Origin of the sequence: Natrialba taiwanensis DSM 12281 (assembly GCF_000337595.1) — an archaeon.
Lineage (GTDB): Archaea > Halobacteriota > Halobacteria > Halobacteriales > Natrialbaceae > Natrialba > Natrialba taiwanensis.
In genome coordinates this window covers 83,235-109,837 of the sequence record NZ_AOIL01000052.1, presented here as the reverse complement: position 1 = coordinate 109,837, position 26,603 = coordinate 83,235, and the positions used below count along the sequence as shown (strand labels likewise).

30 protein-coding genes and 1 tRNA gene are annotated in these 26,603 nt (G+C 64.0%); 15 read left to right on the top strand and 16 right to left on the bottom strand.

Annotation, left to right across the window (positions count from 1 at the left end; all coding sequences use genetic code 11):
- Positions 1-40: 40 nt before the first annotated feature.
- The 3 genes from C484_RS16075 to C484_RS16065 all read right to left on the bottom strand — a co-directional run bounded on the left by C484_RS16075 (position 41) and on the right by C484_RS16065 (position 2,058).
- On the bottom strand, positions 41-832 hold the full coding sequence (locus tag C484_RS16075; RefSeq protein ID WP_006826952.1) for an Sjogren's syndrome/scleroderma autoantigen 1 family protein: 792 nt from the start codon (positions 830-832) through the stop codon (positions 41-43).
- A 131-nt stretch (positions 833-963) separates the two neighbouring features.
- Positions 964-1,401 (bottom strand): GNAT family N-acetyltransferase, encoded by a 438-nt coding sequence (locus C484_RS16070; protein WP_006826951.1) that lies wholly within the window; start codon positions 1,399-1,401, stop codon positions 964-966.
- A gap of 198 nt (positions 1,402-1,599) precedes the next feature.
- Entirely contained in the window at positions 1,600-2,058 is a 459-nt protein-coding gene (locus tag C484_RS16065) for a TIGR00725 family protein (protein ID WP_006826950.1), read from the bottom strand.
- Between the two features lie 90 nt (positions 2,059-2,148).
- Between C484_RS16065 and mdh the strand changes: the two genes are divergently transcribed.
- Positions 2,149-3,063, top strand: coding sequence for a malate dehydrogenase (gene mdh / locus C484_RS16060; RefSeq protein WP_006826949.1), 915 nt, complete (start codon positions 2,149-2,151; stop codon positions 3,061-3,063).
- A 257-nt stretch (positions 3,064-3,320) separates the two neighbouring features.
- A complete protein-coding gene (locus C484_RS16050; protein ID WP_006826947.1) occupies positions 3,321-3,995 on the top strand; it encodes an HAD family hydrolase in 675 nt (224 codons plus the stop codon).
- 17 nt (positions 3,996-4,012) lie between these two features.
- Here the strand turns inward: C484_RS16050 and C484_RS16045 are convergent, their stop codons facing one another.
- Positions 4,013-5,449, bottom strand: coding sequence for a cytochrome P450 (locus tag C484_RS16045; protein WP_006826946.1), 1,437 nt, complete (start codon positions 5,447-5,449; stop codon positions 4,013-4,015).
- 80 nt (positions 5,450-5,529) lie between these two features.
- Here C484_RS16045 and C484_RS16040 point away from each other — a divergent pair, with 80 nt between their 5' ends.
- Positions 5,530-6,186: a helix-turn-helix domain-containing protein gene (locus C484_RS16040; RefSeq protein WP_006826945.1), complete on the top strand. Its 657-nt coding sequence runs from the start codon at positions 5,530-5,532 to the stop codon at positions 6,184-6,186.
- 16 nt (positions 6,187-6,202) lie between these two features.
- Here the strand turns inward: C484_RS16040 and C484_RS16035 are convergent, their stop codons facing one another.
- Complete coding sequence (locus C484_RS16035; protein ID WP_006665268.1) at positions 6,203-6,448, bottom strand: ferredoxin; 246 nt, start codon at positions 6,446-6,448, stop codon at positions 6,203-6,205.
- 201 nt (positions 6,449-6,649) lie between these two features.
- Between C484_RS16035 and C484_RS16030 the strand changes: the two genes are divergently transcribed.
- From C484_RS16030 to C484_RS16010, 5 genes are all read left to right on the top strand, one after another.
- Positions 6,650-7,702 carry a poly-gamma-glutamate hydrolase family protein gene (locus C484_RS16030; RefSeq protein ID WP_006826944.1) on the top strand — a complete coding sequence of 351 codons (1,053 nt, stop codon included), beginning with the start codon at positions 6,650-6,652 and terminating at the stop codon, positions 7,700-7,702.
- A 180-nt stretch (positions 7,703-7,882) separates the two neighbouring features.
- Positions 7,883-9,259: a hemolysin family protein gene (locus C484_RS16025; protein WP_006826943.1), complete on the top strand. Its 1,377-nt coding sequence runs from the start codon at positions 7,883-7,885 to the stop codon at positions 9,257-9,259.
- A 123-nt stretch (positions 9,260-9,382) separates the two neighbouring features.
- A complete protein-coding gene (locus C484_RS16020) occupies positions 9,383-11,797 on the top strand; it encodes an ATP-dependent DNA helicase (protein ID WP_006826942.1) in 2,415 nt (804 codons plus the stop codon).
- Positions 11,797-12,321 carry a KEOPS complex subunit Cgi121 gene (cgi121, locus tag C484_RS16015; RefSeq protein ID WP_006826941.1) on the top strand — a complete coding sequence of 175 codons (525 nt, stop codon included), beginning with the start codon at positions 11,797-11,799 and terminating at the stop codon, positions 12,319-12,321. The genes C484_RS16020 and cgi121 overlap by 1 nt, the downstream gene beginning before the upstream one ends.
- A 92-nt stretch (positions 12,322-12,413) precedes the next feature.
- Positions 12,414-13,838 carry an oxidoreductase gene (locus C484_RS16010; protein WP_006826940.1) on the top strand — a complete coding sequence of 475 codons (1,425 nt, stop codon included), beginning with the start codon at positions 12,414-12,416 and terminating at the stop codon, positions 13,836-13,838.
- Here C484_RS16010 and C484_RS16005 read toward each other — a convergent pair.
- The 3 genes from C484_RS16005 to C484_RS24430 all read right to left on the bottom strand — a co-directional run bounded on the left by C484_RS16005 (position 13,835) and on the right by C484_RS24430 (position 15,761).
- Positions 13,835-14,641 carry a rhodanese-like domain-containing protein gene (locus C484_RS16005; RefSeq protein WP_006826939.1) on the bottom strand — a complete coding sequence of 269 codons (807 nt, stop codon included), beginning with the start codon at positions 14,639-14,641 and terminating at the stop codon, positions 13,835-13,837. The genes C484_RS16010 and C484_RS16005 overlap by 4 nt on opposite strands.
- 129 nt (positions 14,642-14,770) lie before the next feature.
- Positions 14,771-14,843: transfer RNA gene (locus C484_RS23140), tRNA-Gln, on the bottom strand.
- A 132-nt stretch (positions 14,844-14,975) separates the two neighbouring features.
- Entirely contained in the window at positions 14,976-15,761 is a 786-nt protein-coding gene (locus tag C484_RS24430; protein ID WP_006826938.1) for a homing endonuclease associated repeat-containing protein, read from the bottom strand.
- A 107-nt stretch (positions 15,762-15,868) separates the two neighbouring features.
- Between C484_RS24430 and C484_RS15995 the strand changes: the two genes are divergently transcribed.
- The 3 genes from C484_RS15995 to cysE all read left to right on the top strand — a co-directional run bounded on the left by C484_RS15995 (position 15,869) and on the right by cysE (position 18,040).
- Positions 15,869-16,462 carry an IMP cyclohydrolase gene (locus C484_RS15995; protein WP_006826937.1) on the top strand — a complete coding sequence of 198 codons (594 nt, stop codon included), beginning with the start codon at positions 15,869-15,871 and terminating at the stop codon, positions 16,460-16,462.
- 91 nt (positions 16,463-16,553) lie between these two features.
- The gene (locus tag C484_RS15990; RefSeq protein ID WP_006826936.1) at positions 16,554-17,222 is read left to right on the top strand and encodes a metallophosphoesterase family protein; all 669 of its coding nucleotides are present in this window, start codon (positions 16,554-16,556) and stop codon (positions 17,220-17,222) included.
- Positions 17,223-17,527: 305 nt separating this feature from the next.
- On the top strand, positions 17,528-18,040 hold the full coding sequence (cysE, locus tag C484_RS15985) for a serine O-acetyltransferase (RefSeq protein ID WP_006826935.1): 513 nt from the start codon (positions 17,528-17,530) through the stop codon (positions 18,038-18,040).
- Between the two features lie 92 nt (positions 18,041-18,132).
- Here the strand turns inward: cysE and C484_RS15980 are convergent, their stop codons facing one another.
- Together C484_RS15980 and C484_RS15975 are read right to left on the bottom strand one after the other, a co-directional pair.
- Positions 18,133-18,510 carry a hypothetical protein gene (locus C484_RS15980; protein ID WP_006826934.1) on the bottom strand — a complete coding sequence of 126 codons (378 nt, stop codon included), beginning with the start codon at positions 18,508-18,510 and terminating at the stop codon, positions 18,133-18,135.
- Between the two features lie 94 nt (positions 18,511-18,604).
- Complete coding sequence (locus C484_RS15975) at positions 18,605-20,056, bottom strand: phosphoglucosamine mutase (protein WP_006826933.1); 1,452 nt, start codon at positions 20,054-20,056, stop codon at positions 18,605-18,607.
- A 135-nt stretch (positions 20,057-20,191) separates the two neighbouring features.
- On the opposite strand from C484_RS15975, the gene C484_RS15970 reads away from it, so the two are divergent.
- Positions 20,192-20,791 (top strand): NADPH-dependent FMN reductase, encoded by a 600-nt coding sequence (locus C484_RS15970; protein WP_049915574.1) that lies wholly within the window; start codon positions 20,192-20,194, stop codon positions 20,789-20,791.
- 1 nt (position 20,792) lies between these two features.
- On the opposite strand, the gene C484_RS15965 is transcribed toward C484_RS15970, so the two are convergent.
- From C484_RS15965 to larB, 3 genes are all read right to left on the bottom strand, one after another.
- Positions 20,793-21,104, bottom strand: a complete 312-nt coding sequence (locus C484_RS15965) for a GIY-YIG nuclease family protein (RefSeq protein ID WP_006826931.1) — start codon at positions 21,102-21,104, stop codon at positions 20,793-20,795.
- 99 nt (positions 21,105-21,203) lie between these two features.
- Positions 21,204-21,362: a DUF7563 family protein gene (locus C484_RS25200; RefSeq protein ID WP_006110849.1), complete on the bottom strand. Its 159-nt coding sequence runs from the start codon at positions 21,360-21,362 to the stop codon at positions 21,204-21,206.
- Between the two features lie 118 nt (positions 21,363-21,480).
- On the bottom strand, positions 21,481-22,239 hold the full coding sequence (gene larB / locus C484_RS15960) for a nickel pincer cofactor biosynthesis protein LarB (RefSeq protein WP_006826930.1): 759 nt from the start codon (positions 22,237-22,239) through the stop codon (positions 21,481-21,483).
- A 258-nt stretch (positions 22,240-22,497) separates the two neighbouring features.
- Between larB and C484_RS15955 the strand changes: the two genes are divergently transcribed.
- On the top strand, positions 22,498-22,665 hold the full coding sequence (locus C484_RS15955; protein WP_006665251.1) for a DUF1931 family protein: 168 nt from the start codon (positions 22,498-22,500) through the stop codon (positions 22,663-22,665).
- Positions 22,666-22,823: 158 nt separating this feature from the next.
- On the opposite strand, the gene fni is transcribed toward C484_RS15955, so the two are convergent.
- Complete coding sequence (gene fni / locus C484_RS15950; RefSeq protein WP_006826929.1) at positions 22,824-23,885, bottom strand: type 2 isopentenyl-diphosphate Delta-isomerase; 1,062 nt, start codon at positions 23,883-23,885, stop codon at positions 22,824-22,826.
- A 139-nt stretch (positions 23,886-24,024) separates the two neighbouring features.
- On the opposite strand from fni, the gene C484_RS15945 reads away from it, so the two are divergent.
- Positions 24,025-24,441, top strand: coding sequence for a hypothetical protein (locus tag C484_RS15945; RefSeq protein WP_006826928.1), 417 nt, complete (start codon positions 24,025-24,027; stop codon positions 24,439-24,441).
- Positions 24,442-24,526: 85 nt separating this feature from the next.
- Positions 24,527-24,952: a hypothetical protein gene (locus tag C484_RS15940; protein ID WP_006826927.1), complete on the top strand. Its 426-nt coding sequence runs from the start codon at positions 24,527-24,529 to the stop codon at positions 24,950-24,952.
- Between the two features lie 7 nt (positions 24,953-24,959).
- Here C484_RS15940 and rpiA read toward each other — a convergent pair whose 3' ends face one another.
- Positions 24,960-25,706, bottom strand: coding sequence for a ribose-5-phosphate isomerase RpiA (gene rpiA, locus C484_RS15935; protein WP_193364815.1), 747 nt, complete (start codon positions 25,704-25,706; stop codon positions 24,960-24,962).
- A gap of 106 nt (positions 25,707-25,812) precedes the next feature.
- A complete protein-coding gene (locus C484_RS15930) occupies positions 25,813-26,565 on the bottom strand; it encodes a S26 family signal peptidase (RefSeq protein WP_006826925.1) in 753 nt (250 codons plus the stop codon).
- Positions 26,566-26,603 lie beyond the last annotated feature (38 nt).

Below are 26,603 nucleotides of genomic sequence, written 5' to 3'. Positions count from 1 at the left end.
CAGAGACCTATCGCAGACCCTCGCGGAAACCGAACTGCGATCAGCGGAGCGTCGACAACGTCTCGCTCGCCTCGCGGGCCGCCTCCAGACACGCCGTCGCATAGCGCGGGTCGTCCGTCGCCGCAGCCTCCCCCGCGAACTTCTCGAGTGCCCGCCGAAGCGACTCTCTGGCCGCCTCGAGTTCGCTGTCACCGTCGGTCGAGCGACGGGGTGTACCAGTGCCGGTGCCGGCGGGCGACTCGGACCCGGCGGCGTCGACGCGTGAACTCGAGCGCCGGTCCGGCGTCGATGGCTGATGCGATGGAGACGCCGTGGCGGGTTGTCGCGGCTGTGTCGGCTCGACCGCCTCGGTGGTTGGCTCGTTGGTTGACTCGTCGGTTGGCTCGGCGCGATCGGACGAGTCAGCGCCTCGATCGGGGTCCAGTTGCTGCTCCTGACGACGTTCGGAACGCGTTCGCGTCCGTTCCGGTCGAGCGTCGTCATCGGCGTCGGGCTCGCCAGCAGCGTCCCGCTCATCCGATTCGCCGTTCCGATCGACCGCCGATTCCTCGGCGGTAGCGTGCCCAATTGCCGTGTCCTCAGCCGGTTCGGCTTCGAGTTCAGTTCCCTGGACGGCGTCCGGGTTGCCGTGACAGCTCGGACAGAAGGTGGTGCCGTCCTGCTGGAAGAGCGGATCGCCGCAGGTGCCACAGTGAGAGTTCGTCATCGTGGCACCCTTGAGTAGCAGATCGCTCATGCGCTGGGTGGCTTCCCGTTCGGCCTTGTCGCGTTCGTACTTCTCGCGAAGTTTCTCGCGCTCGGCTTCCTTGTCGAAATCGCTCATATCCACCATAACGCGGTCAAGAGTCGAAAAAGCTGCGAACGAGGATAGCCAGCGGGCCAGCGGACCAGCAGGCCCGCGGGCCAGCGCGTGTACTGAACTCGTGCCAAGTGGTATCTCGTGCCAAATGGTATACGGAGCAGTTACTCGGTGCGGCGATACATGGCCTTCGAGTGCGGGCGCGTCTCCTCGAAGCCGAACGCCTCGTAGAATCCGTCGACGTCGGCGACCAGATTGACGTACGCTCGCGGCGGTGCTTGCGCCTCCAGATAGTCGTCGAGCCGGCGCATAATTCGCGTACCGAGGCCCTGGCCCTGGTGGTCGGGGTGGACGGCAATATCCGTGATCTGGTAGACGGTGCCACCGTCGCCGACGATCCGTCCCATGCCCACCGGGTCGCCGGTCGGTTCGTGGACGACGGTGACGCCGAAGACGGAGTTCGGGAGACCGCGTTCGATACCCTCTCGCGACCGGGAGGGTAAGCCGGCAGCCTCGCGCAGCGCGGCAAACGTCTCGGGATCGGGTACCGCCTCGCGGATCGAATAGGCGTCCGCGTTGGCTTCCGAGTTCGGCTCGGACATAGCACACTGCACACAGCGGGCGATCAAATCGGTACCGGTTGCCCGCTGCTCGCCGGTCGCCAGTTGTCGGTTGTCGGTTGCCAGTTACCGGTTTGCGAAGCGCCAATCGAGAATCGCCAACCGGCGATCGCTAATGGCTAATTGCCAGTCACCAACCACTATCTGCGACTATCTGTCCTCCCTGCAACTCACCTGTACCTACGGCTCCCCGTCAACCGCCGCCTCGACGGCATCGACTGCGGCCGCGGGCGTCTCGACCGTCTCGATCTCGACTCCCGCAACGTCGTGTGTATCGAGTCCGACGATCGGCCGGTCGTAGATGCCCGCAAAACCGATCTCCGACAGCGTGCCGACGCCGCCCGACAGCGCGATAACCGCATCGCCGTTCAACGGCACCAGCGCGTTTCGCGCGTGTCCGAGCCCGGTCGCGATCGCCACGTCGACGAACTCGTTGGCCAGACTCCGGTCAGCCCCCGGCAGAATCCCGATGGTCGTCGCTCCCTCCGCAGCGGCCCCGCGACAGACCGCCTCCATCGTCCCGCCGCGACCCCCACAGACGACCGTGTGCCCTCGTGCACCGAGTTCGCGGCCGACCGCCGCCGCAGTTTCCATCTCGCCATCTGTAATCGTGCCGCCGCCGATGACGCTCACACGCATGTGTAAACTGCCCACTACTGGGAGACTGGCGGCTATAGAAGCACCGGTTTCGACGGATTTAACGTGTATACAAGCGCACCACGAGATGGTATGACGAAAGTTAGCGTGATCGGTGCGGCCGGCACCGTCGGGGCCGCTGCAGGGTACAACATCGCGCTCCGGGACATCGCGGACGAACTCGTGTTCGTCGACATCCCGGACAAGGAAGACGACACGATCGGCCAGGCCGCCGACGCGAACCACGGCATCGCCTACGACTCGAACACGACGATTCGGCAGGGCGACTACGCCGACACCGAGGGGTCGGATGTCGTCGTCATCACGGCCGGCATCCCGCGCCAGCCCGGCCAGACCCGGATCGACCTCGCGGGCGACAACGCGCCGATCATGGAGGATATCGGCTCCTCCGTGGCGGAGTACAACGACGACTTCATCACCGTCACCACGTCGAACCCCGTCGACCTGCTAAACCGCCACCTCTACGAGACGGGCGAGCGCGCCCGAGAGAAGGTGATCGGCTTCGGCGGCCGCCTCGACTCCGCCCGATTCCGCTACGTGATCTCAAAGCGTTACGACGCTCCCGTCCAGAACGTCGAGGCGACCATCCTCGGCGAGCACGGCGATGCGCAGGTCCCCGTCTTCTCGAAGGTCCGCGTCGACGGCCAGGACCACGAGTTCAGCGACGACGAGAAGGACGAACTCTTGGAGGAACTCCAGACTTCGGCGATGAACGTCATCGAGAAGAAGGGCGCAACGGAGTGGGGGCCGGCGACCGGCGTCGGCCACATGGTCGAGGCGATCCTCCGCGATACGGGCGAAGTGCTTCCGGCGAGTGTGAAACTCGAGGGCGAGTTCGGCCACGAGGAGACGGCCTTTGGCGTGCCCGCGAAGTTGGGATCGAACGGTGTCGAAGAGATCGTCGAATGGGAACTGACCGAGTTCGAGCGCAATGAACTCGGCGAGGCGGCGGAGAAGCTCTCAGAGCAGTACGAGAAGATCGCCTGAATCGGAGACGCTACGCCGATCCGAACGCAGATGGAGGGATGGATTCGGACGGAGATCTAGATCCAGACCCAGACCGGGACCGCGACGCAGACACGGACCCGGATATAGACGCAGACGTGGGCCAGTCCTCCAGACCCAGGACCGAAATCCGTTCGGATTCCAACCGCCTCACGCATGTTTTCGTCGCGTTCGTCTCCAGTCTGGTGTACCAGAGCGCAACCGAAAGGATCAACGCGGATTCCGACCAGTAGGTTCGTGTGACATCACCGGAACCCACGTACGACGCCGTCCTCTTCGACAACGACGGCGTCCTCGTCGAACCCCCGTCGGCCGATACCCAATCCGCGGCGGCGCGGGCCGCGTTTCGAGCGGTCGGCGTCGACGATCCCAGCCGGCAGCACGTCGACGCCATCGTCAGCGGCGTCACGCCCGCCGCGCTGGACGAGATTTGCACCGCGTACGATCTCGACGCCGAGACGTTCTGGGAGGCGCGCGAGCGCCACGACGAATATTCCCAGCTCGACGCGTTTAGAGACGGCACGCGAGGGTGCTACGACGACAGCACCGCGATCGCCGACCTCCCAGTGGACTGCGGCGTCGTGAGCAACAACCACCACAGCACGATCGAGTTCATCCTGACGTTTTTCGAACTCGAGGCGTTCTTCGAGACCTACTACGGGCGCGAGATGACGGTCGAGAGCCTGCGGTTGAAAAAGCCGAACACGCACTATCTTGAGCGGGCGCTGGCCGATCTGGGGGCGGAGTCGGCGCTCTACGTCGGCGACAGCGAAAGCGATATCGTCGCGGCCGAGCGGGCCGGACTCGACTCGGTGTTCGTTCGCCGAGCACACTGTCGAGACGTTGCGTTCGAAACATCCCCAACCTACGAAGTAGAGGATCTGCATGATGTGGTGGCACGGATCTGTAGCTGAGGCGATCGACTCGTTCGCTATCGTTTCCGAACTCGGGTCTCGACCGATCCTGGGTCAAGCGTTACACCGAGCGATGGCTCGAGAGTTGGAGTGACACACTCGAACTCGACGCGGCGCATAATAGATGCGAGCGCGAGCTGTAGTTCGACCATTGCAAAGCGCATCCCAAGGCAATGACGGGGACCGCCGCCGAAGGGAAAGTACGCGTACTCGGGTCGGTCGGCGTCGACGAGCCAGCGTTCGGGGCAAAACGCTTCGGGATCCGCCCACCACCGATCGTCGCGGTGAATACCGTACACCGAGAGTTGCAGCGTTGTCCCGGACGAAATTCGAAACCCGGCAAGTGCCGTGTCCGTCAGGGGTTCGCGATAAATTCCAGTGATTGGGGGATAGAGTCGCATCGCCTCCCTGAGAACGGCTTCGGTGTAGTCGAGGCTCGCGAGATCGCCGGCATCTGGCTTCCGATCACCGCAGACAGCGGCGAGTTCGCGCTCGAGTTCGGCGTGGACTTGCGGATTGTCCGCGAGCAGCCAGCATGCGATTGCGAGCGTCGTCGCGGTCGTCTCGTGGCCGGCAAAGAGGAACGTGACGAGTTGATCTCGCACAGTTTCGGGGGAGAGTCGCGAGCCGTCTGGGTACACAGCCCGCGCCAGTATCGAGAGGAGATCCTCACCCGTCGAATCCGCCGAACGGCGGGTCTCGACGAGTTCCGTGGTGAGTGTTTCGAGGTCTGTCATCGCATCCTCGTACTCGCGTTCGACGCGATCCGGCAGCCACGACGGCAGGATCGAACCCAGCGCGAGTCGCTTCGGAGACGCGTAGGTGTTCACGGCGTTCGCCGCCCGCCTGACGATCGTTGCGCGGTCGTCCTCGAGCGGAAGATCGAACAGCGTTCGCATGAGGATGCGGAGGGTGTACGTCGACATCGTGTCCCGGAGCGCGACTCTCTCACCATCGTCCCAGTCGTCGACGAATGCATTCGCCTCTGCGACGATCTCGTCAGCGGCGGCACGAACGTGATCGGGCGTAAACGACGATTGCAGCAACTGGCGCTGGCGACGCCACCGCTTGCCCTCGGTGAACGCGATCCCCTCAGGGGCGACGAGTTCGCCAAAGGCAGTCTCGAACTCGCCCTTTCTGAACTCGTCCGAGCGCGAGACGAGAACTGTTTCGACGACATGAGGGTCGAAGACGAGTGCGAACTCGGTGCCGTACGCCCGATAGGACGCGATATCGCCATATTCTCGAGCCGACTCGACGAACGAGAATGGATCCCGGGCGATCGATAGCGTACTCCCAATCAGCGGGAGTCCTCGCGGTCCCGGCGGTCGGTCTGCGGTCGAGAGATCAGACCCCGAGGAGTTCACAGCGTCAGCCTGCGGTGAGTGGGTATCGGTCTCAGTGGCGGAATCGAGTTCGGTGTCAGTGCAGGGGTCAGTCTCGGACTCGAACATAACTGACAGTGAGACCGGAACCCATGTCGACGTTTTCTCGAAGCACTGAACTTCTTTATACTGGTTCAGAATGTGTCGGTATGCAGTCGACGGATCTGACCCTTCACCTTCCGGAGCGAATGCAACTTCCGATTCCCACACCCGACGCCGAACTCGAGGTTCACCGCGAGGAGTTGCTTTCGTGGCACGTCGACGCCGAGACGGAACGGGTGCGGTTCCTCTCACTGATCGTCGGCGACTGTGATGCAGTCCGAGAGACAGCGGTCGACTTGGATGTCGTCCATCGGTTCGAACTCATGCCGATCGATGGGGACACGTTCTACGCGTACGCCGTGATGGATGTCCGCGCTGCTGACGAAACGCTGCTGGGCGCGTTCGACGAACCCGGCCTTGTACTCGTTCCGCCAATTGTGTACACTGGACGAGAAACCGTTCACGTCACCGTGCTCGGAGAACCCGACGCCCTCTCGGGGCTGATCGGCCAGTTTCCAGAGGATATCGGTGTCGAAGTTGAGCGAGTGAGCGCTCACCAGCAAACAGCCGAGACGCTCGCTGGGCGGTTGACAGCACGACAGTTCGAGGCGATGGAAGCGGCTCGAGAAGCAGGATACTACGACATTCCACGGACGGCGTCGCTTTCCGAGGTTGCGACAGCACTCGAGTGTTCGGAGAGTGCCGCCTCGACGCTCCTCCGAACGGTCGAGACAGAATTGGTGGATGCAGCACTGAACTACTAGGAAATCGACGCGTCAGTCAGGGAATCAACTGCTCGCCGTCGTCGTCATAGATCGTGATCGCGTCGACCGGACAGGTCCGGGCGGCGAACTTCGCATCGAGTTCAGCGTCGTCGGGAACGTCGCGGGCGAAAATGCCGTCGTCGACCTCCTCGCTTCCTTCGAGCGTCGCTTTGCCCTTCGATTTGTCCTCCTCGAAGGCGTCCCATTCGGCGACGCACTGGTACATCCCGATACAGGTGTCCTCGTCGAACTCGACTCGCATGGACGACGGTTGGTACGTCTTCGACATACCGTTTCCGGACCGACGCCCGGATAGAACGAGAAGTGTGGACCGGCGAGAAGTTCGCGACGGTGAACCCTCGGAAGGGGAGGAGGACGGAGACCGAGCGGAAGTGATGAGAAACGGGCCGCCGCGACGTACACCAGTGGATTGAACTAGTTCTAATAGCGGATCATTATTACAATGAGTGAAAATGGGACGGGTGACGGCGATCGGCAGACTTGCTCGCGCCGGCGGATTATCGCGGCGGGCGCAGGGCTGCTCGGCATCGGTGCATTGACGACCAGCGTCCGGACGCAAGTCGCCGACTCACGGGCGAAGATGCAGAGTGGTTCCGACCAGTGGGTGTACGCGGACGGTTGTGAGACCGTCGATCACTGGGAGGCGACACTTGAAACGGCTGCCACAGACTGGAAATCACGGTCGAGTTCGGAGCAGTACTGTTCGGTTCCATGTCAGTTGGTCGAGAACGAGCAGGTGGCGATCGGGCAACAGGTCAGGATCGGATACGAAGCGACGGCCGATGGGATCGAAAACGCAGTGTACACCGTCGCTTCGGACCATGAAGGCGAGACGCTTCGACTGACTGCGAGCGGGCTCGATCGAATCGGAGCGAGCGATGCGACGACGGCGACGATCGGCGCGCAGGCGGCCCATCCGAATTACGATACCCGGCAAGCGGGAAAACTAAACGACGAGTTCGTCGAGTACGGCGTCGATGGTGACGGCGTCGCGGTGATCGCGCCCCACGGCGGATACATCGAATACGGGACGGACTTCCAGGCGACCCGGGTTGCCGAAGCGGTCGGCGGCGCGGGATGGATCTGTGCGGGATTCAACGAGGGCGGAGGTGCGTTCACCCGCTGGCACACGAACTCGACGGATCTCCACCGTCGATCGTTCCCGTCACTGGATGCGCTGCTCGATCGGCAGTTTGACTGGGGCGTTGCCTTCCACGGCTACGACGACGACGGAATTCTCATCGGCGGAACCGCCGAACGAGCGGCCAAGGCCACCGTGAGAGACGCCATTGCGGAACGACTTCCGGATCGAACGGTCGAGATCGTCGGCCGTGACGCGACGGCCTACACCGGAGCGAACCCTGAGAACGTGCTCAACGAACTCGCACCGACCGGACAAACGATTCAGATCGAACAATCGACCGACATCAGGCAGTCGGACTGGGACACGGTGGCCGACGGCGTTACCGACGCGATCGAATCGCTGCGCGCGTAAATCCGCTTGCTCGCGGACCCATTCCATCGGGAATCCGTGAGCATGCGGCCGGATACCGCCTACCGTGGCGTTCGAGAATGACCATACTGTTTAGTGATCGGCACGAGAGGGACTACCCATGAATTCACGCCGACGGATGTCGTGTCGAGTCGATTTCGAACGACAACACCGCCGAGGACGATGGTAGATCTCGCGTTCTCGCTCGGCCGGCTTGCCGCCGCCCTCTTTCTCGTCGGGCTCAACGGCTTCTTCGTCGCCGCCGAGTTCGCCTACGTTCGGGTACGGGCGACGGCTGTCGAAACCCTCGTCGCGGAGGGAAGACGCGGCGCGGCGACGCTTCAGGAGGCGATGGACAACCTGGATTCCTACCTGGCAGTCACGCAACTGGGAATCACGCTCGCCTCGCTCGGACTCGGCTGGATCGGCGAACCCGCAGTCGCGTCGCTCATTCAACCGATCCTCGGCGAAGTCCTTCCGGACGGACTAATCCACTTCGTCGCCGTCGCGATCGGCTTCAGCGTCATCACGTTCCTCCACGTCGTGTTTGGCGAACTCGCACCGAAGACCATCGCCATCGCACAGGCCGAGCGGATCGCGCTGACCGTCGCCCTGCCGATGAAAGCCTTCTACTACGTGTTCATTCCGGGCATCATCGTCTTCAACGGGACGGCAAACGCCTTCACCCGACTACTCGGCGTTCCACCCGTCTCCGAGACCGACGAGACGCTCTCCGAGGAGGAACTCCGCATGGCCCTCTCCCGCGCCGGTGAGGAAGGCAACGTCGCCATCGAAGAGGTGCAGATGGTCGAGCGCGTCTTCGAACTCGACGACGTGACGGTCCGCGAGGTAATGGTTCCTCGACCCGACGTGCGTAGCGTTCCCGCCGACACCCCCCTCCCGGAACTCCGCCATCTCATCGTCGACGAGGGACACACTCGCTACCCCATCGTCGACGCGGACGACCCGGACCAGGTCGTCGGCCTCGTCGACGCCAAGGACGTCATCCGCGCGAGCGAGACGATTGCGGACGCCACCGATTCGTCCACGCCGATCACCGCCGGTGAACTCGCACGCGCGCTGCCGGTCGTCCCGGAGACGACGACGGTCGGTGAACTCCTCGCAGAACTCCAAGAGGAGCAAGCCCAGATGGCGGCCATTATCGACGAGTGGGGCGTACTAGAGGGGATCGTTGCCATCGAAGATATCGTCGAGGTCGTCGTCGGCGACATCCGCGACGAGTTCGATGTCGCGGCCCGAGAGCCGTCGATCGACGACGAACAGCGTGCAGACGGGACGGTCGTCGACGGCGGTGTGACGGTCACGGCACTCAACGATGCGCTGAAAAGCGATTTCGAGCATGATACGGTCGAGACGGTTGGCGGGTTGGTACTCGATCGACTGGGACGCCCACCGGAGACCGGTGATCAGGTCACCATCGAAGGCTACGAGTTCGAGGTGACGGCCGTCGAGGGGATGCGCGTTTCGACTGTCGTCGTTCGACCGCAGTCGGGGTCTGAAACGGACGGGAACGATCCGAAACCGGATACGGAGGGCTGAGTATCGCGGGCCGACGGCATCGATCTCCCGTTCACCGAGGGCAACTGCTCGGCCGGCGAAAGGCGAGCACGACGCGACCCGGAAGACGACAGTTTAAACCCCGGGACGCGCCAATCACGGGTAATGAATGTCGAGGAGCTGTCGGGGCTCCCGCCCGGGGCGATTTCGCACTTCCAGCGGGACGGCATCGAGGAACTCTACCCGCCACAAGCCGAGGCCGTCGAGGCCGGTGCAACCGACGGAGAGAACCTCGTCGCCGCCGTCCCCACCGCCAGCGGCAAAACGATGATCGCCGCGCTGTCGATGCTCTCCGCCGTAAAGCGCGGCGGGAAAGCACTGTACATCGTCCCCTTGCGAGCCCTGGCCAGTGAAAAAAAGGCCGAGTTCGACGCCTACGAGGAGTTCGGCGTGACGACCGGCGTCGCGACCGGCAACTACGAGAGCACGAACGACTGGCTCGCGACCAAGGACATCGTCGTTGCGACCAGCGAGAAGGTCGACTCGCTCGTGCGCAACGGCGCGGACTGGCTCTCCGATCTCACCTGCGTCGTCAGCGACGAGGTCCACCTCATCGACGACCGAAATCGCGGTCCCACGCTCGAGGTCACCCTCGCCAAACTCCGCCGACTAAACCCGCAACTGCAGGTCGTCGCCCTCTCGGCGACCGTCGGCAACGCGGACGAACTCGCCGACTGGCTCGACGCCTCCCTCGTCGACACCGACTGGCGGCCGATCGACCTCCAGATGGGCGTCCACTACGGCAACGCCCTGAACTTCGACGACGGCTCGACCCGGGAGGTCCCCGTCGACGGCGGCGAGAAACAGGAGGCCGCGCTCGTCCGGGACATCCTGCAGGAGGGCGGCTCCTCGCTCGTCTTCGTGAACTCGCGGCGCAACGCAGAGGCCGCCGCTCGCCGTCTCGGGCAGGTCTCGAGCCGGGAGCTAACTGCCGGCGAGCGGACCGACCTGGAGGAACTGGCCGCGGAAATCCGCGAGGACAGCGACACGGAAACGAGTCAGGATCTCGCCGACTGTGTCGAACGCGGGTCGGCCTTTCACCACGCCGGCCTCTCGAGTACCCAGCGCAGCCTGGTTGAGAACGCCTTCCGCAACCGCCTCCTCAAAGTGATCTCCGCAACGCCGACGCTCGCCGCCGGCGTGAACACGCCCGCCCGCCGCGTCATCGTGCGCGACTGGCGGCGCTTCGACCCCAGCGCGGGCGGAATGTCGCCGCTCGACGTGCTCGAAGTCCACCAGATGATGGGACGGGCCGGCCGCCCGGGGCTTGACCCCTACGGCGAGGCCGTTCTACTCGCGAAAAACCACGACGAGAGCGAGGAACTGTTCGACCGCTACGTCTGGGCCGATCCGGAGCCGGTCCGCTCGAAACTGGCCGCCGAGCCCGCGCTTCGGACCCACGTCCTCGCGACCATCGCCTCCGGCTTCGCCCGCACGCGAGAAGGCCTCCTCGAGTTCCTCGAAGCCACCCTCTATGCCAGCCAGTCGAGCGAGGCCGGACGGCTCGAGCGGGTGACCGACGACGTACTCGACTACCTCGAGCGTAACGAGTTCATCGACCGCGAGACGCCACTCGCATCGGAGTCCAGCGGCGGATTAGAAGACACCCTCGGCACCGACGCCGACGCGGCGAGCGCGTTCACGTCGGCGGCCGATCTGGCCGACGGCGACGGGAGCGAGAGCGCGACCGGCCGGGACGAAGAACTCGAGGCCACCAGCCTCGGCCACACCGTTTCCCGGCTCTATCTCGATCCGATGAGCGCCGCCGAAATCGTCCACGGCCTCGACGACGCCGACGACCGCCCGACCGCCCTCGGCCTCTACCAACTCGTCTCGCGTACCCCCGATATGTACGAACTCTACCTGCGCTCGGGCGAGGACGAACAATTCGGTGAACTCTACTACGAGCGCGAGGCAGAACTGCTGGGCGACGCCCCCAGCGAGTTCGAGGAAGGCCGCTTCGAGGACTGGCTCGCCGCCCTCAAAACCGGTACACTGCTCGAGGATTGGGCCACGGAGGACAACGAGGAGACGATCACCGAACGCTACAAGATCGGCCCCGGCGACCTCCGCGGCAAGGTCGACACCGCCGAGTGGCTGCTCGGAGCCGCCGAATCGCTTGCAGCCGAAATCGACAGCGAGTGGACCGTCGCCGTCCGCGAGGCCCGCGCCCGCGTCGAACACGGCGTCGGCGAGGAACTCCTTGAACTCGTCTCGGTGAGCGGTATCGGCCGAAAGCGTGCTCGCCGGCTCTACGAGGCTGGTATCGAGGAACTTGCAGATCTTCGAACGGCCGACAAGAGAATCATCTTGCACGTTCTCAAGGGCGAGAAGACGGCCGAGAACATCCTCGAAAGCGCCGGCCGCGAGGACCCATCGATGGACGGCGTCGAGCCGGTTCCGATCGACGGCGGCTCCGCCTCGGCAGCTGACTCGAGTGACGGAGGCGAAACTGACGCGGCCGCGAGCAAGAGCGACGACGAGGCGGACGACAGCCAATCCAGCCTGGGTGATTTCTGATGGACCTGCTCGAATGCCGTCTCGACATCGACGACATCGATTCGTTCGTCGCGGACCTGACCGTGATCAGCGAACGCCACGGGACGACGCTCCAGACCGTCGACGCTCGGTACGTCGCCGACCGCAGGCACCTCGAACGAGCAGTTGAACTCGCCGACCGCGCCATCGAACGGGACGAAAACGTCGCCCGCGACCGTGCCGTCGAGATCCTGCTGTACGCCGCCGGTCGCCGACAGATCGACCGCGCACTCGAGATGGGCGTCGGCGAGGGCGAGAATCGAGCCGTCGTGCTCATCGACGCTGCCCCACACTCGAACTCCAAAACCGAGAGCAACCTCGACGCCGCCCGCACCGCGGTGACCGAACTCGAGGCGTTCGCAGGAAGCGAGCCGACGCTCGATCACCAAGACAAGGGGATCCTCCAGACGTTTTTCGACATCACGGACGCCGAACGGGCCGCAACGGACGCCTCTCTCGCGGCGCTGGTCCGCGAGCGCGTGGCACTGCTCGACGTCGAGAAGTAAGCACTCGCGGTCACCCAGTGAACCGGCAGCAATTGGCTGAAAGCGACGGTATACTCTTGGTCGTTCCCCTCGAAACGCCGACGACACCACGGATGGCTACGCTCGAGGATCCCATCGATATCGGCGGCCTCACAGTCCCGAACCGACTCTATCGCGCCCCGCTACTCGAGTGTGCGGGCAACGGCCCCGACGCCGTCGACGCGCTGATCGACGACCTCGAACCGGCCGCCGCATCCGGCGTCGGCCTCATCTGCCAGGGCGCAACCATCGTCCGCGGCGACGGCGGCTGTGCCGCACCCGGCATGACCCGCGTCCACGACCCCGAGTTCGTTTCCCGACTCTCGCGACTGACCGACCGCATCCACGAGCACGGCAGCCGCATTTTCCTCCAACTCGAGCACGGCGGTCTGCGGAGCATGGAAACCTGGCACGCCGAGTTCAGGCGAGCGACTCCCGAACTCGAACAGCTCGCGGTATCGACGCCGCCCTGGCAACTGCGGCTGCTGGACCGGCTCGGATTCCTCGCGTTCGATCCCCACGTACTCTCGACCGACGAGGTCTACGAACTCGCGGCCGATTTCGGCCGCGCGGCGGCGCGCGCGGTCGAGGCGGGCTACGACGGCATCCACCTCGCGGGAGCGAACATGGGAATCGTCCAGCAGTTCCTCTCGCCGTTCTACAACCGCCGCGAGGACGAGTTCGGCGGCTCACCCGAGGCCCGCCTCGAGTTCCTCGCGCTGGTTCACGACGAGATTCGGGAGCGAGCGGGAGACGTGCCGCTGCTAACGAAGGTGCCGGCCGAGACCCCCGCACCGCCCGTCGTCCGCCGGAAACTCTCGCTAGGAGACGGCGTTGAACTCGCGCGACGGCTCGAACGAATCGGCTACGACGCGGTGGTCCCCGTACAGACGTCGGTCGTCTGGGACATGAGTATCATCCGCGGCGAGTATCCGGATCGAGCGTGGGAAAACGAACGGCTACAGGAGGAGTACGATGCGGCGTTCGGCGGCGCGACCCGGAAGCGACTCGTCGCGCTCGCCAACCGAGTGCAGTCGCTGCAGTACGACTTCGAACCGGCGTGGAACGAGGACTTCTGCCGGCGGGTCCGCGAGCAGGTGTCGATTCCGGTGCTTGCGGAGGGCGGAATCCGCAATCGTGCGGAGATGGATCGCCTGCTCGGCTCCGCTCGCGAACTCGACGGCGACGGCAACGACAACGACAATGGCACCGGTGCAACTGACGCCGACCCCGCCTGCGACATGGTCGGCATGGCCCGCCCGTTCTACGCCGAACCCCGACTCGGCGCGCGACTGCTCGACGGCGCGACTGGCTCCGACAACGCCACCGATACCAACGACAACAGCAACAGTAACAGCGACAGCGACACTGCCAGCGCACTCTGTAAAAACTGCAACAACTGTACCGTTCCCCAGGTGACCGGTGCGCCCGGCATGTGTCGAACGCCGAGCGTCCTTCGCGAACGAGGTGAACTCGAACGGGAGGGGGCCTACGACTAGGCCTCGAAGTCGGCGCTAACGACGTTGTTCGTCAGTTCTTCGAGAGTCCCTTCGACCGTGTAATCGGGGGCTTTGACGCTGAACTGGGTATCGAGCGCGCCGGAATAGTGGAGTTGCAAGGAGTACGAGCCGTCATCGCCAATCGGGGCTGCTTCTAGGCGATCCGCATTAACCTGTTCGAGCATGACCATCTCGCCGGCGTCGGCGGTGGACTGTCCCTCGATGTGGTAGGTGGTCTGTTCGTCGTCGACATCCGAGCCTGCGAGCGGGTAGCCGCGATCCGTCCATTCACTGAATCCTTCATCGAGAGCGTACACCTCCTCGTATCCATCGTCAATCAGCGCCGCGGCACGCAATCCGGAGAGGTGGTGCGGACACCCGCAGTAGGTCACGATCCGATCGCTCTCGGACCAGTCCGCGATCGGATCGTTGTCAGGAGTGTACGGGGGTGCGCTGCTCAGCACCGCTCCGGCGACGCGTTCGCTCTGGTACTGATCGGACCCGCGTGCGTCGGCTATCCGCGCCTCCTGTCGCTGGTACCAGTAGAAGACGTCGTCGATCGATGCCAGCGGCACCTCCACGCCATCGAACGTCTGCGTCTGGTATGCGCCAGTGTCGATCGAGCGCTCTTCGGGCTCCGTTTCCGGTTCCGGACCGTATCCACCACTGTCGTCGGCGTCGACAGTCACGTTTCCATTCCCGCCTGTATTTCCAAGCCCATTGACACCGCTATTGTCGAGACACCCGCCGACACCCATGACGGCTGCCGTCGATCCGACTACGAGAAACTGCCGTCGGTCCATTGACGAACGATACGTGCGTTGACCCAATATGCGTTCTGGTCGGAACGAACTCAGCCACGAACCCCTTCGTTTCAACTGGAGATCCGGAGACGGTACTGTCGGAGAACTCGAAGTGAAACGCGAGAGAAGTAGTCCATGCTGGATTCGAACCAGCGTCCCGAGCCCCAGAAGCTCGGAGGATTGGCCACTACCCTAATGGACTGACATGTTTTCGTCGGCCTCTATTACCGACGACCTATCGATTCGTAGTTGGTGTTCATATTAGAGTGTTACGAACTCAATCGCGAACCAGTGTATCGAATAAACACGGTAGCCGTGCCCCGATTTGGTGATATTAGCACATCGTTTGATCGTAGTGTTCCATCCGGTGGCAGTTTGAACAGAGAACGCAACACCGTTCGATTTCAGACCGGACTCGCTCTTTCGACCGGTTGTTTGAGACCAGTTGTGCGACAGTCGCTTCCTTCTCATCACTGGTGTGATGAAAGTCCAAACAAGCGGGATCTGTCTCTCCACAGCGGTTACATCCGACGGCACGTTTTTGATCGTCAGTCCATTTTCGGAGTTCCCGTTTCGGTGGCGTGTAATGTATTTCGCGGTGGCAATTCGCGCATAGGACCTCACATTTCTCAATTTCGTCACGAAGTGCGTCCTTCCCGTACCCGAACGTAACCATCCGTCCAACGGCCATCTCCTTCGTCATTGCATCGATGTGATGGAAGTCGAGACACGCGGGAGTATCTACATCACACCGTGAACAGCCGCGTTCTCGCTTCCGTTCGGTGAGCCAGGATCGCAATCGGGAGCGGCGGCGCAACGTCCGTTCCGCGTTCCAGTCGACGTTTCGATAGTGCCACCGCTGATCCGCAGAGAGTTCATCCCACGACGTTCCCGAGGGAAGGTCGACATCGGCTGGCTTCGGACCGACGCGAGTTCCGCGCGAATACGAGGATTCCAGACCGGCTCGTTCTTTCGCATCGTTCCAGCCACCGCACGTTCGAATGATCGTCGCAGACGCCGGCCGCAACCCGAGTGCTTCGTACTGCGCTTTCGTCGGGGATTCACCGAGTTGCTCGGCGGCTCGTCGTAACAAGTCGAGACACTCCGCTTGGGTCGTCACACCCAGTTTGCTGCGGATTTGTATATAAACGTCAGTATTGCTCCGGCAATCGTTCAGCGCGAGTTCGAACCGATACCACTATTCCGCCCACCGGTTCACATTCGGGTATGAGTACGTACGTCGGACGATTCGTCGTCGTCGGGCCCGAGGTCGGCGCGTACCGCGTCTCCTCGCGCTCGTTCCCGAACCGCGAGATCACCGCCAGAGAGGACGCGCTCACCGTCGGCCCCACGGCAGATGCCCCGGAAACGGACAATCCATACGTCTCCTACAACTGCCTGCGCGTCGTCGACACGCCGACCGGCCAGACGGCTGCGTTCGGCAACGGCTCGCACGTCGATCCGATCGCGGAGAAACTCGAACTCGGCTACCCAGCTCGTGATGCGCTCGCCGAGAGCCTGCTCGCGCTCGATTACGAGAAAGACGACTACGACACCCCCCGGATCGCGGCGACGATCGGCGACGACGAGGCCCTGATCGGCATCGTGCGCAAGGATGCGCTGCTCGTCGAACCCGTCGACGAACCGACGCTCGTCGCGACCTACGAGAAGAACTCGCCCGAGCCGATCGAGTTCACCGCGGACAGCGCCGGGACGGCCGCCAGCGAGAGTTACGAACTCGAATTCGAGCACGCGGTTTGTGCGGCGGGTGTGGCGCGGACTGGTGACGGGTTCGAGACGGCAATCGAGAACGGGGAGTAACGCCGCTGGATTCTCGCCGGCTTCCCGCTGCCTTGCCGTGATCACGGATCACGGCTAACCTACAAACGGCTTCGGATAGCTATACTGGCACATGAAGGTCGGGCTCATCTCGGATATCCACGGCAATCGGGTCGCACTCGAAACCGTACTCGAAGAGATGCCGCCAGTTGATGAACTCGTCTGTGCGGGCGACGTGGTCGGGTACAACCCCTGGCCGGGCGATTGTGTCGACGAGTTGCGCCGGCGAGACGTGCCGACCGTTCTCGGGAACCACGACGCCGCCGTCGTCGGGGAGACGCCGTTTCGGTTCAACGGAATGGCCCGTGCGGGAGTCGAGTACGCGAACGCGGAACTCGCGGCGGACCAACTGGCGTGGCTCGGTGAGCTACCGACGGAACGAACCGAGGGCAGCGGGCGTGTCAAACTGGTGCACGGGCATCCGGAGGATCCACAGCGTTACGCTCGGTATACGTATCCGGACGAGTTCAGCGCGGGCCTGCTCGGCGATGAGGACGTGCTGGTGCTCGGGCATACGCACGTACAGGGGGCCAAACAGTACGGGGATGGCATCGTCGTTAATCCGGGGAGCGTCGGGCAACCGCGGGATGGGGACCCGCGGGCGGGCTACGCGGTGGTCGATCTGGCGGCACTGACCGTCGACACGTATCGCGTCGAGTACGATATCGAGGCCGTCCAGCGGGCCGTTACGGAGGCGGGGCTCCCGGAGCGAATCGGGACGCGACTCGCTCGCGGGGAGTAAGTCACAGAGGGAGCAGGTGTGTCGTCCGGCGTCAGCGGTGTCACAGGGCGACAGCAGTGTCACGGAGCGTGTGAGGATATCGCTGACGGCAGCGGTGGCACGGAGAATGGGTCGAATCGAATCCTTTAGGCGGGCCACGGGTAAAGTTGCGAGTATGGTTGTTACCGGCGACCTCGCGTGTATTGGCAGGAAGCAACCGCGTCACGTCGAGGGCCGGTGTTGTCGGTCCACGTGGGGCCAGACTCGGGTTCGACAGGGTCGTCACGCCGAGCAGACGGTCGCGCTGAACGCGAACACGGGGGCAGATGTTCGACCGGCTTCGTGAGGACACGCGGGCGATGTGTGACCGCGATCCGGCCGCGCGCCGGGGTTTCGAAGTCGCACTCACCTATTCCGGTGTGCACGCTATCTGGGGCTACAGGATTACACACCGGCTCTGGAACGGTGGGTTTCGACTCCTCGCCCGGTTGCTGTCCCATATCGTGCGGCACCTGACGGGCGTCGAGATCCACCCCGCGGCGACGATCGGCCGACGGGTGACGATCGATCACGGGATGGGCGTCGTTATCGGTGAAACGGCCGAGATCGGCGACGATGTGCATATGTACCACGGCGTCACCCTCGGTGGAGACACGAACAAGCGCGTTAAGCGCCATCCAACGGTCGAAGATGGGGTAAAAATCGGCGCACGAGCGACGCTTCTCGGCGACATTACGATCGGGGAGAACGCGGCCGTCGGCGCTGGATCGGTCGTTACCGACGACGTTGCGCCCGGTGTGACGGTTGCGGGGGTTCCTGCACGGCGCATCGACGACTGAGAGACGACGGGAGAGGGGTAATAGCGGTCGATTGCGACGGCGAAGCAACGATAGGAGACCACCACTACGGAATCAAAGCGGTCGAATGGCCGTTACTCGTTGTCGACGGTTCCGTCGGTGCCTGCGGGTTCACCCTCGGCCGGGACGCCGTCGTCGGATTCCGCGCCGGATTCGGATGTCGGCTCATCAGTTAGGGCGTCGGCGGTGGGGTCGGAATCGGAATCTGGATCGGAAACGTACCCCAGTTCGAACCAGAGCTTCGCCGTACAGCCCATGTCTTCTTCGTCGAGTTCAGTTTCGCCTTCCCGTTGGTCGAGGTAGCCGTTACAGCGGCCGTGTTGGACGACGTTCATCAGCGTGGCCGCCGAGCCGCATTCCGGACAGTCGATGTAGTAGTTGCCCTCGTCGTTCTGGTGCCAGGTGTCGGGTGTGAGTTCGGTGTAGGCCGCGTCCTCGTTTTGATGGGGCATATGCGTATGCTATCGGTAAGGAAGCCGGTAAGTGCAGGCCCGGAACTCGCAACCAGCCGGCGTATCGATCGATCGGTTCACCGACTGCGGGGCGTTAGACGAGCGGCTCGACGAGTTCCGTGCCGGCCACGAGCAGGGTCTGAACTCGGTCATCAGTTTCGGCCTCGGCGTAGACTCGCAGCACGGGCTCCGTGCCGCTCGGACGGACGAGCAGCCAGGAGCCGTCTTCGAGCAGGAGTTTGAACCCGTCTGCGGTGTTGACGTCCGCGACGGGTGTTTCGGCGACGGTGTCCGGAATCTCGGTTTCGAGGTCGGAGAGCACGCGCGCTTTCTCGTCGTCGGGGCAGGCGACGCTGGTCTTGTCCTGGACGACGGTGCCGTGTTCGGCGAGCAGTCGGTCGACTCGGTCGTCGATCGGCTCGGCGGCGTGCATCGCGGCTGCGAGCAGGGCCATGAGGACGCCGTCCTTCTCGCGGACGTGGCCGCGGACGGTGAAGCCGCCCGATTCCTCGCCGCCGACGAGGGCGTCGTGGTCGGCCATCGCCTGGGCGACCCACTTGAAGCCGACGGGGACCTCGTGGACCGTCTCCCCGTGGGCCTCGGCAACGCGGTCGATCAGGTACGTCGTCGAAACCGAGCGGACGGCCGAGCCCGCGTCGGATTCGAGCAGGTAGTCGTACAGCGCGGCGAAAAAGAGGTTTTCGTCGAGGTAGCCCCGGTCCGGTGTGACGACGGCGAGCCGGTCCGCGTCGCCGTCGTTCGCCAGGCCGAGTTCGGGAGCGCTGTCGGGATCGGTGACGAGTTCGATCAGTTCGGTGAGGTTCTCGGCGGCCGGTTCAGGTGCGCTGCCGCCGAAGGTGGGATCGCGCTCGCAGCGCAGGCGGTCGACGGTGAGACCGGCCCGTTCGAGCGCGGCGTCCGTCGTCCCGCGGCCGCTGCCGTGCATGGCGTCGTAAGCGACGGTCAGATCGGTATCGGAAAGATCGAGGTCGTCCTCGTCCTGGTCTTCGTTCTCGCCGTCGCCGTTGCTGTCGCCGCGGGTGATCGACGAGACGAGTTCGAACGCGGCATCGGCGTGGGGTGTTGCGAGGTCGACCTCGCGGACGGTACCGTGATCGCGTTCCGGCAGCGAGCGGGGTTCCGCGAGTCGATCCGCGATCGCGTCCGTGACGGCGGGTAGCGCCGGTGCGCCGGTATGTGGGATGAACTTCACGCCGTTGTACTCCGGCGGGTTGTGCGACGCCGTGACGGCGAACCCGCCCGCAAGGTCGCGTTCGACGATCGCGTGTGCGACGAGCGGCGTCGGCCGGTCCCGCTCGGGCAAGAGGACGTCGAATCCGTTCGCACAGAGGACCCGCGAGAGTTCTTCCGCGAAGCCGCGAGAGGTCTCGCGGGCGTCGTAGCCGATCACGACGGGGGCGGTCCGTCCCTCGTCGGTGAGATACGTCGCAACCGCCTGGCCGACGGTTCGGACGCGCGGCGTCGTGAACTCCTCGAGCGTCGCCCGCCAGCCGTCGGTGCCGAAGGTGATGGCGTCCGTGTCCATACGCGTTTCTCACCGCCGGGTGCGAAAAAAGCGACGCTGCTGGCTTCCCCGAGAGATCGCGAGCCGTGAGACGAGCAATGGGCAAAACCGACGAGTAACAACGATATTTTCCGGATGCCGCTCCAAGACGGACTCATGAGCCGCCCCACACCGTCAGTTCTCGCGGTCAGCGGCAGCCTCCGCGAGAGAAGCTATACTCGAACCGCACTCCAGTACGTCCTTAGAGCCGCCGCCGAGGCGGGTGCCGAGACGACGCTCCTCGATCTTCGTGAGGTCGATCTCCCGCTGTACGATCCCGATATCGGCGACCAGGGCGATAGTCGCGAGGCCACCGCGCTCATGCGGGAAGCAGATGCCGTTGCACTCGGAACGCCGGTGTACCACGGCTCGTACTCGGGAGCGTTGAAGAACTTTCACGACTACTGCGGCTGGGACGAGTACGAGGACACGACCGTCGGGCTGCTCGCGACCGCCGGCGGCGGGAGTTACGGCTCGACGCTCGATCACCTCCGAATCACCGTTCGAGGGGTGCACGGCTGGTCACTGCCACATCAGGTCGGCATCCGCAACGCGTCGAGTCGGTTCGTCGACGACACGGGACCCGATGCGATCGACGGACGGGTATTCGATGAGGAGGCGTTACAGGAACGCGTCGAGAAACTCGGCCGAATGCTCGTCGAGTACGCGTTCATCGACCCGGACGTGAGTTCCCCGCGTACGGAGGCGGACGGCTGAATCACTCGTCGTCGAGTCCAACGAGTCGTTCTTTCTGTGCGCGCGAAAGTTGCTTGATTTCGTACTCGCGAGACAGAGCCGCAGAACGCGTTTCGTACCGCTCGTGGTGGCGTAGTTCGACGGGCGTGCGGCCGCGGGTATACTTCGCGCCGTCGCCCGCGTTGTGTTCGCCGATGCGCCGTTCGAGGTCCGTCGTGTAGCCGGTGTACAGCGAGTTGTCCGCGCATTCGAGGACGTAGACGATGTGACTGCCACTGGCTGGACGAGAATCGGGTCCGACTGCAGAGTCACGCCGGGAATCGCGCTCCGACATCGATCGACCGTACGGCGGGAGATCCAAAAAGGAACTCGAACTCGAACTCGTCCGAGGACGAACTCGTCGGTCGGGACGGGCGGTTCTCGGCGAATCGCGTCAGTCGTGGGAGGGTCGATTCGCACGTTCGCGCGCGGCTTCAGCGATTCCCGCGTTGGCTGAACAGCTAGTGCACGCGAGGATCTCTCCGTGCTCGTCAGCGAACACGCGAGCGAACCGTTCGGAAACGTGCGCATCGCAGTGATCACACGTGGGCATTGGTCACACCGGCGAACGCCGGTAGGTAGTACTATTCGGAGAGTAGATAAAAATCCTTCCTAGATCAAGTCCGAGAGTTTGGAGCAGTCGAGAAAGATTTTCTTACTCGAAAACAATATTAGCTTCGAGCACGATCAATCGCGCGCGAAATCAAAACCGCCTGGGCACCAGCGACGAATCCAGCGTCGATGTTGACGACGGACAGAACCGTACAGGACTGGAGCATGCCGGCGAGAGCCGCATCTCCATTACCGCCGTAGCCGTACCCGCTATCGACCGGAACGGCGATCACCGGCGTATCGACGAGTCCGGCAACGACAGTCGGGAGCGCCCCCTCGCGTCCGGCAGCGACGATCAGCACGTCAGCCCCACGGAAGCGATCGACCTGATCGAGCGTCCGAGCGAGCGACGCCACGCCGATATCGTCGACTCTATCGACCGTCGCGCCCGCGTCCAAACAGACGACTTCTGCCTCGTCAGCCACCGGTTCGTCGACCGTCCCGCCGGTGACGATTCCGACGGTCGCATCGAGTTCAGGTGGGTCGTACGTCGGGGCGAGCACGCGGACGGTCGAATGCCGGCGCTCGATGGCCGCCTCGGGGTTGCTATCGGCAAGCGCCGTCCGAAGCGCCGTCGCCTGCTCGTCATCGACGCGGGTAAGCAGCGCTCGTCCGGTCGTCTCGAGCGCGGTTTCGGCGAGTGCGACGACCTGCGCCGCGGATTTGCCCTCGGCAAAGATCGCTTCGGGGATCCCTCGCCGTTGCTGGCGCGCCGCATCGAAACGCCCCGCTTCGCTGGTCACGTAGCCGTTGAGTTCGGCTTCCGCAGCTGCCGGCGACATCGAGCCGTCTGCGACGGCTTCGAGAAGTTCTCGCATATCGCTACTGGGTCGTCACGCCACTCGAATCCGTCGACCTGTGAGATGGGATTTCGAAAGTGCGCGCGAGAGCGCCCAACGGCGCGCGCGAGCGGGAATGGTGAACTCGAGCGGGGCGAATCCCAGTTCGTGGATTCATAAGTCATATACTTTCCGGTGGGTCCGGGTGTCGAAACGGCCGTCGCAACCGCTCCAGCCCCGGTATTTCCGTGAACAACCAAAGCATTTATAATATGGAAGGAGGAACCGCTACATCGTATGGCAGACCTTATCGTCAAAGCTGCTGTGAAGGAAGCGCTCGATGACAAGAACGTCGCCTCCGACTTCTACGACGCACTCGACGAGGAAGTCGACGAACTGCTCGCCGACGCTGCCCGACGTGCAGAGGCCAACGACCGGAAGACGGTCCAGCCGCGCGACCTGTAAGGGTACCGTCGAAACAATTTTTTTCGAGCGCTACGTCGACAAGCGATAGCTCCGAGTTGAACAGAGGCGGTTAACGGAAAGAAGAGCGACCGTAGCAGTAGCAATAACCGGAACAGTAGCAGCGTTCGCGAACCGAAACAGGAGAGACAGCAGCCGCGTTACCGGGACCGTTCGTCGAGGTACTCCTTCGTCCGGCCGCAGACGACGTAGTCGGTCTCCCGGAGTTCAGCGATCGACGCCGAGCCGGTGACGAACATGGCCGTCGTCAGTTCGAGTGTGAGCGTCTCGATCAGATCGACGACGGCGTCGGTGCCCTGTCCCGCCGGCCCGAGGAAGGGTTTTGCGAGGCCGCCGGCGCGAGCGCCGAGGGCGATCGCCTTGGCGATGTCAAGTCCGGAACGAACGCCGCCGCTTGCGATCACGCAGTCGTGGGCTGTCGCGGACTCGATCGTGCTGACCGCGGTCGGGACGCCCCACGCGCGAAAGAGTTGGCCGACCTGTTCCTGGCGGGAGGCACCGACTGCAGCCGCACGGTAGGATTCGATGCCCGACCAGGTCGTCCCGCCCTGTCCGGCGACGTCGATGGCATCGACGCCGGCGTCGGTGAGCCGTGTCGCAGTCGCCCGCGAGATGCCGTTGCCCGTCTCCTTGACGACGACCGGCACCGAGAGTTCGCTCGCGACGCGTTCGATTTCGGCGAGACAGCCGCGTGCGTCGACGTCGCCTTCCGGCTGGACGGCCTCCTGAAGGAAGTTCAGGTGGACGGCCATCGCGTCGGCGTCGATCATCTCGACGGCGGCCTCGACGTCGGCGACGTCGTACTCGAGAAGCTGTGCTGCCCCGACGTTGCCGTACAGGAGGGCGTCGGGGGCGACCTCGCGAACGACGGTGTAGGATTCGAGGACGCCCTCGTCGTCGAGTTCGAGCCCGGCGCGCTGGCTGCCGACGCCCATGGCGACGTTCGTCTCCTGGGCCGCTTCGGCGAGCGCCCGGTTGAGCTTCGTCGTGTTCGCGTGGCCGCCGGTCATGCTCTCGATGACGATCGGGGCCGCTAACTCGTGCCCGAACAGCGTCGTCGTCGTGTTGATTTCGTCGCGGTGGATCTCCGGCAGTGCTTCGTGGACGAGGTCGACATCGGCGAATCCCGTCCCGGCTGTCTCGACGTCTTCCTCCTCGATGATACGGATGTGATCGTCTTTCCTGTCGGATGTCTCGGGCATCGAATCGTCTCCACCGGAAGGTGGGAGGACGGTATTGAAAAGGTGTCCATTCGAGCGCACGCCTCGCGAGCCGCGAGGTCCGGTACCGAGCAACGGCCGGAGACGCGCTTTTGGGGTTCGTCGGTGTATGCCCTCGAGCATGCTTCGCAAGCTCTTACTCGGCTTCGGACTCGCCGAACTCGCCAAGCCACAACCGGTCATCGAGGCGTGCGAACGGATCGGTCTCGAGAATCCCTCCGCAACCGAACGCCGTCCGCAGGCGCTTTGGGGTGCCAGACTCGAAGGGCTGCTCTTCGTCTGGGCACTTCTCCGCGGACGGGACGGCTCAACCGTCAGCACCGCACTACTGGGCCTTGCCGGCACGATCCTCGTCGTGCTCCCGCGCCCGATCATCGAACTCAGTCAGTCGCTGGTCTACGAAAATACGGCCGAACTCGAGGTGAAATCGTGGGTGGTCCCCGCGGCGCGGCTGCTCGGAATACTCTACCTGCTCGTCGTCGCCCTCGCGCGCCCCGTGAACGGTGATTCGCCACCGGAAGACGACGAAGGGGCGTAGATACAGACACAGACACCCCGTTTCGAGTTCACCCGGTCACCCTTCACGGGTGATCTTTTTGAGACCGCTCGTCGACGTGAGACGCATGCATCGCACGCGAGCGCTCGTGATCGTCGTCGGACTGCTCGAAACCATCGCACCAAACCGGATCATCGAGCCGGCCGAACGGCTCGCGTTCAAGAATCCCGAGACAGGTCGGCTTCGACGGTGGACAGTACCGATCGCTCGACTCGAAGGGGTCCTCTTCGTCTGGCTTGCCGCGCGGACGGACGGCCCGCCGGCAATCGCTCGCCCGCTGGCCGCCGCGCTCGGTACGGCGATGGCCCTGTTCCCGCGATCAGCCCTCGAGTTCGGGCTCGCGAGTTCCTACGAGAACGCCGCCGAACTCGAGGTGAACTCGTGGGTCGTTCCCCTGACTCGGGTGCTGGGGGCGTGCTATCTCCTCGCTGCGCTGGGTGCGAGACGAGTGGCGACGCCAACGCCGGAAGAGAACGCGTCCGGAGACGACTAAGGCGCGTTCAGTAGGTCCGCTTCTCGACACCGTCGTCAGTGCCAACGTAGGTCGCGTCGGCTAGCCCGATGAACAGTCCGTGTTCGACGACACCGGGGATCGAAGCGAGCGTCGTCGCGAGTTCGGCCGGCGAGTCGATCGGACCGAAGGCGACATCGAGTACCAGGTTGCCGTTGTCGGTGACGACCGGGCCGTCCTTGTGTTCGGCGTCGCGAAGCGTCGGCTCGCCGCCGAGTTCACGGACGCGCTCGGCGACGGTCGTGTGAGCGGCGGGGAGGATTTCGACTGGAACGGATCGATCGAGTTCGGGGATGAGTTTCGAGGGGTCGGCGACGACGAGGTATCGGTCGGCGGCGGCGGCGACGAGCTTCTCGCGGGCGTGTGCGCCGCCGCCGCCCTTGATGAGCGTGCCGCCACCGTTGCTGTTGGCGGCGGTTGCGTTCGCGTCCGTCTCCGCGTTCGGAGAGGGGTCATCACGGACCTGATCGGCCCCGTCGATCGCGAGGTCGACGCCGTCGACGGCGTCGAGGCTGGTCAGCGGGATGCCGACCTCGAGTGCCAGTTGCCGGGACTGAAACGAGGTGGGAATACCGCGCACGTCAAGACCGTCGTCGACGGCCCGGCCGATGGCTTCGATGGCGTAGGCGGCCGTCGAGCCGGTGCCAAGACCGACGACGGAGCCGTCCGTCACCTCCTCGGCCGCGCGTTCGCCCGCGTTTCGTTTCGCCGTCTCGCTGCCGCCCTCCGTCTTCATGCTCTGGTTTCTCAGGCGGGCGGCGAGGGGAAAAACGTTGTACATCTCGTGTCGAGCAGCCGGCGTGAGCAACTGTGGCCGTAGTTGTGGCTGTGGCCTGCGATCGTTACGGCCACAGTATCGGCGACGAGAGCGGTCCGGAGAGCGGCTGCGGGGTCACGACGGCAAACAGGGAATCGAACGCGAGTCGAACGCGGCCGAGCCAGGGAATCCGAAACCCGGCCTTGCTGGAGACCCAATCCGGTTTGACGACGGTCGTCTCGGCGTACCGCCCGTCGACCTGATCGTACAGGTCGTTCGCGTCGCCCTTCGTGACAAACCCGTCGTGGGGAGCGGGGCAAGAAGACAGGTCAGCGCACGTTCTTCCGTCGAGCGCGTCCGCGTCGGCTTTCGTCTCGACCCAGTTTTCCCCTTCCTCGACCCAGAAGCGAGCGCGGTGGATCACCGGCGTCTTGCTCGCGTCGCCGTCGGGGGCGAAGACAATGACGTCGCCGGGCCGACCGAAGTGCTTATCGCCGCCGTTTTGCCCGTCTTCAAGTGTGACAACGCCGGTTCCATCGACAGCGTTTTCGCCGACGAATCGGTCGTCGTCGACGACGAAAACGAGATCCCCGGTGTGCATGTTGGGTTCCATACTCCCGCTCTCGACGGCGACCAGCGGCGGCCAGACGCCGCTCGCGGCGAACAGCACCAGTCCGATTAGTGCGACGATTGCAACGGTACTCGCGACATCCCGGACGACGACAACGGTGCCCTCCTCCGACCGCAGCAACCAGCGGAGCAGACCGTCGTCCTCGATACTGACGCTCGAGGTATCCGAATCGGTCGCGGGAGGGTCCTCGGGGCGGCGCTCGCTCATTCGTTCGCATTCTGTCAAGACTGACTATCAACGTTTTG

Excerpts from the sequence above, each read along its gene's own strand:
- C484_RS15945 (WP_006826928.1), top strand. The coding sequence starts at position 24,025 with ATGCTTCGCAAGCTCTTACTCGGCTTCGGACTCGCCGAACTCGCCAAG.
- C484_RS16045 (WP_006826946.1), bottom strand. The coding sequence starts at position 5,449 with ATGTTCGAGTCCGAGACTGACCCCTGCACTGACACCGAACTCGATTCC.
- C484_RS15995 (WP_006826937.1), top strand. The coding sequence starts at position 15,869 with ATGAGTACGTACGTCGGACGATTCGTCGTCGTCGGGCCCGAGGTCGGC.
- C484_RS16025 (WP_006826943.1), top strand. The coding sequence starts at position 7,883 with ATGGTAGATCTCGCGTTCTCGCTCGGCCGGCTTGCCGCCGCCCTCTTT.
- C484_RS16070 (WP_006826951.1), bottom strand. The coding sequence starts at position 1,401 with ATGTCCGAGCCGAACTCGGAAGCCAACGCGGACGCCTATTCGATCCGC.
- rpiA (WP_193364815.1), bottom strand. The coding sequence starts at position 25,706 with ATGAAGACGGAGGGCGGCAGCGAGACGGCGAAACGAAACGCGGGCGAA.
- C484_RS16020 (WP_006826942.1), top strand. The coding sequence starts at position 9,383 with ATGAATGTCGAGGAGCTGTCGGGGCTCCCGCCCGGGGCGATTTCGCAC.
- C484_RS16010 (WP_006826940.1), top strand. The coding sequence starts at position 12,414 with ATGGCTACGCTCGAGGATCCCATCGATATCGGCGGCCTCACAGTCCCG.
- C484_RS15975 (WP_006826933.1), bottom strand. The coding sequence starts at position 20,056 with ATGGACACGGACGCCATCACCTTCGGCACCGACGGCTGGCGGGCGACG.
- C484_RS16005 (WP_006826939.1), bottom strand. The coding sequence starts at position 14,641 with ATGGACCGACGGCAGTTTCTCGTAGTCGGATCGACGGCAGCCGTCATG.
- C484_RS15940 (WP_006826927.1), top strand. The coding sequence starts at position 24,527 with ATGCATCGCACGCGAGCGCTCGTGATCGTCGTCGGACTGCTCGAAACC.
- cgi121 (WP_006826941.1), top strand. The coding sequence starts at position 11,797 with ATGGACCTGCTCGAATGCCGTCTCGACATCGACGACATCGATTCGTTC.
- C484_RS25200 (WP_006110849.1), bottom strand. The coding sequence starts at position 21,362 with ATGCCCACGTGTGATCACTGCGATGCGCACGTTTCCGAACGGTTCGCT.
- C484_RS15970 (WP_049915574.1), top strand. The coding sequence starts at position 20,192 with ATGAGCCGCCCCACACCGTCAGTTCTCGCGGTCAGCGGCAGCCTCCGC.
- C484_RS15930 (WP_006826925.1), bottom strand. The coding sequence starts at position 26,565 with ATGAGCGAGCGCCGCCCCGAGGACCCTCCCGCGACCGATTCGGATACC.
- C484_RS16040 (WP_006826945.1), top strand. The coding sequence starts at position 5,530 with ATGCAGTCGACGGATCTGACCCTTCACCTTCCGGAGCGAATGCAACTT.
- C484_RS15965 (WP_006826931.1), bottom strand. The coding sequence starts at position 21,104 with ATGTCGGAGCGCGATTCCCGGCGTGACTCTGCAGTCGGACCCGATTCT.
- C484_RS16065 (WP_006826950.1), bottom strand. The coding sequence starts at position 2,058 with ATGCGTGTGAGCGTCATCGGCGGCGGCACGATTACAGATGGCGAGATG.
- larB (WP_006826930.1), bottom strand. The coding sequence starts at position 22,239 with ATGCGAGAACTTCTCGAAGCCGTCGCAGACGGCTCGATGTCGCCGGCA.
- fni (WP_006826929.1), bottom strand. The coding sequence starts at position 23,885 with ATGCCCGAGACATCCGACAGGAAAGACGATCACATCCGTATCATCGAG.
- cysE (WP_006826935.1), top strand. The coding sequence starts at position 17,528 with ATGTTCGACCGGCTTCGTGAGGACACGCGGGCGATGTGTGACCGCGAT.
- C484_RS15955 (WP_006665251.1), top strand. The coding sequence starts at position 22,498 with ATGGCAGACCTTATCGTCAAAGCTGCTGTGAAGGAAGCGCTCGATGAC.
- C484_RS16035 (WP_006665268.1), bottom strand. The coding sequence starts at position 6,448 with ATGCGAGTCGAGTTCGACGAGGACACCTGTATCGGGATGTACCAGTGC.
- C484_RS16075 (WP_006826952.1), bottom strand. The coding sequence starts at position 832 with ATGGTGGATATGAGCGATTTCGACAAGGAAGCCGAGCGCGAGAAACTT.
- C484_RS15980 (WP_006826934.1), bottom strand. The coding sequence starts at position 18,510 with ATGCCCCATCAAAACGAGGACGCGGCCTACACCGAACTCACACCCGAC.
- mdh (WP_006826949.1), top strand. The coding sequence starts at position 2,149 with ATGACGAAAGTTAGCGTGATCGGTGCGGCCGGCACCGTCGGGGCCGCT.
- C484_RS16030 (WP_006826944.1), top strand. The coding sequence starts at position 6,650 with ATGAGTGAAAATGGGACGGGTGACGGCGATCGGCAGACTTGCTCGCGC.
- C484_RS15990 (WP_006826936.1), top strand. The coding sequence starts at position 16,554 with ATGAAGGTCGGGCTCATCTCGGATATCCACGGCAATCGGGTCGCACTC.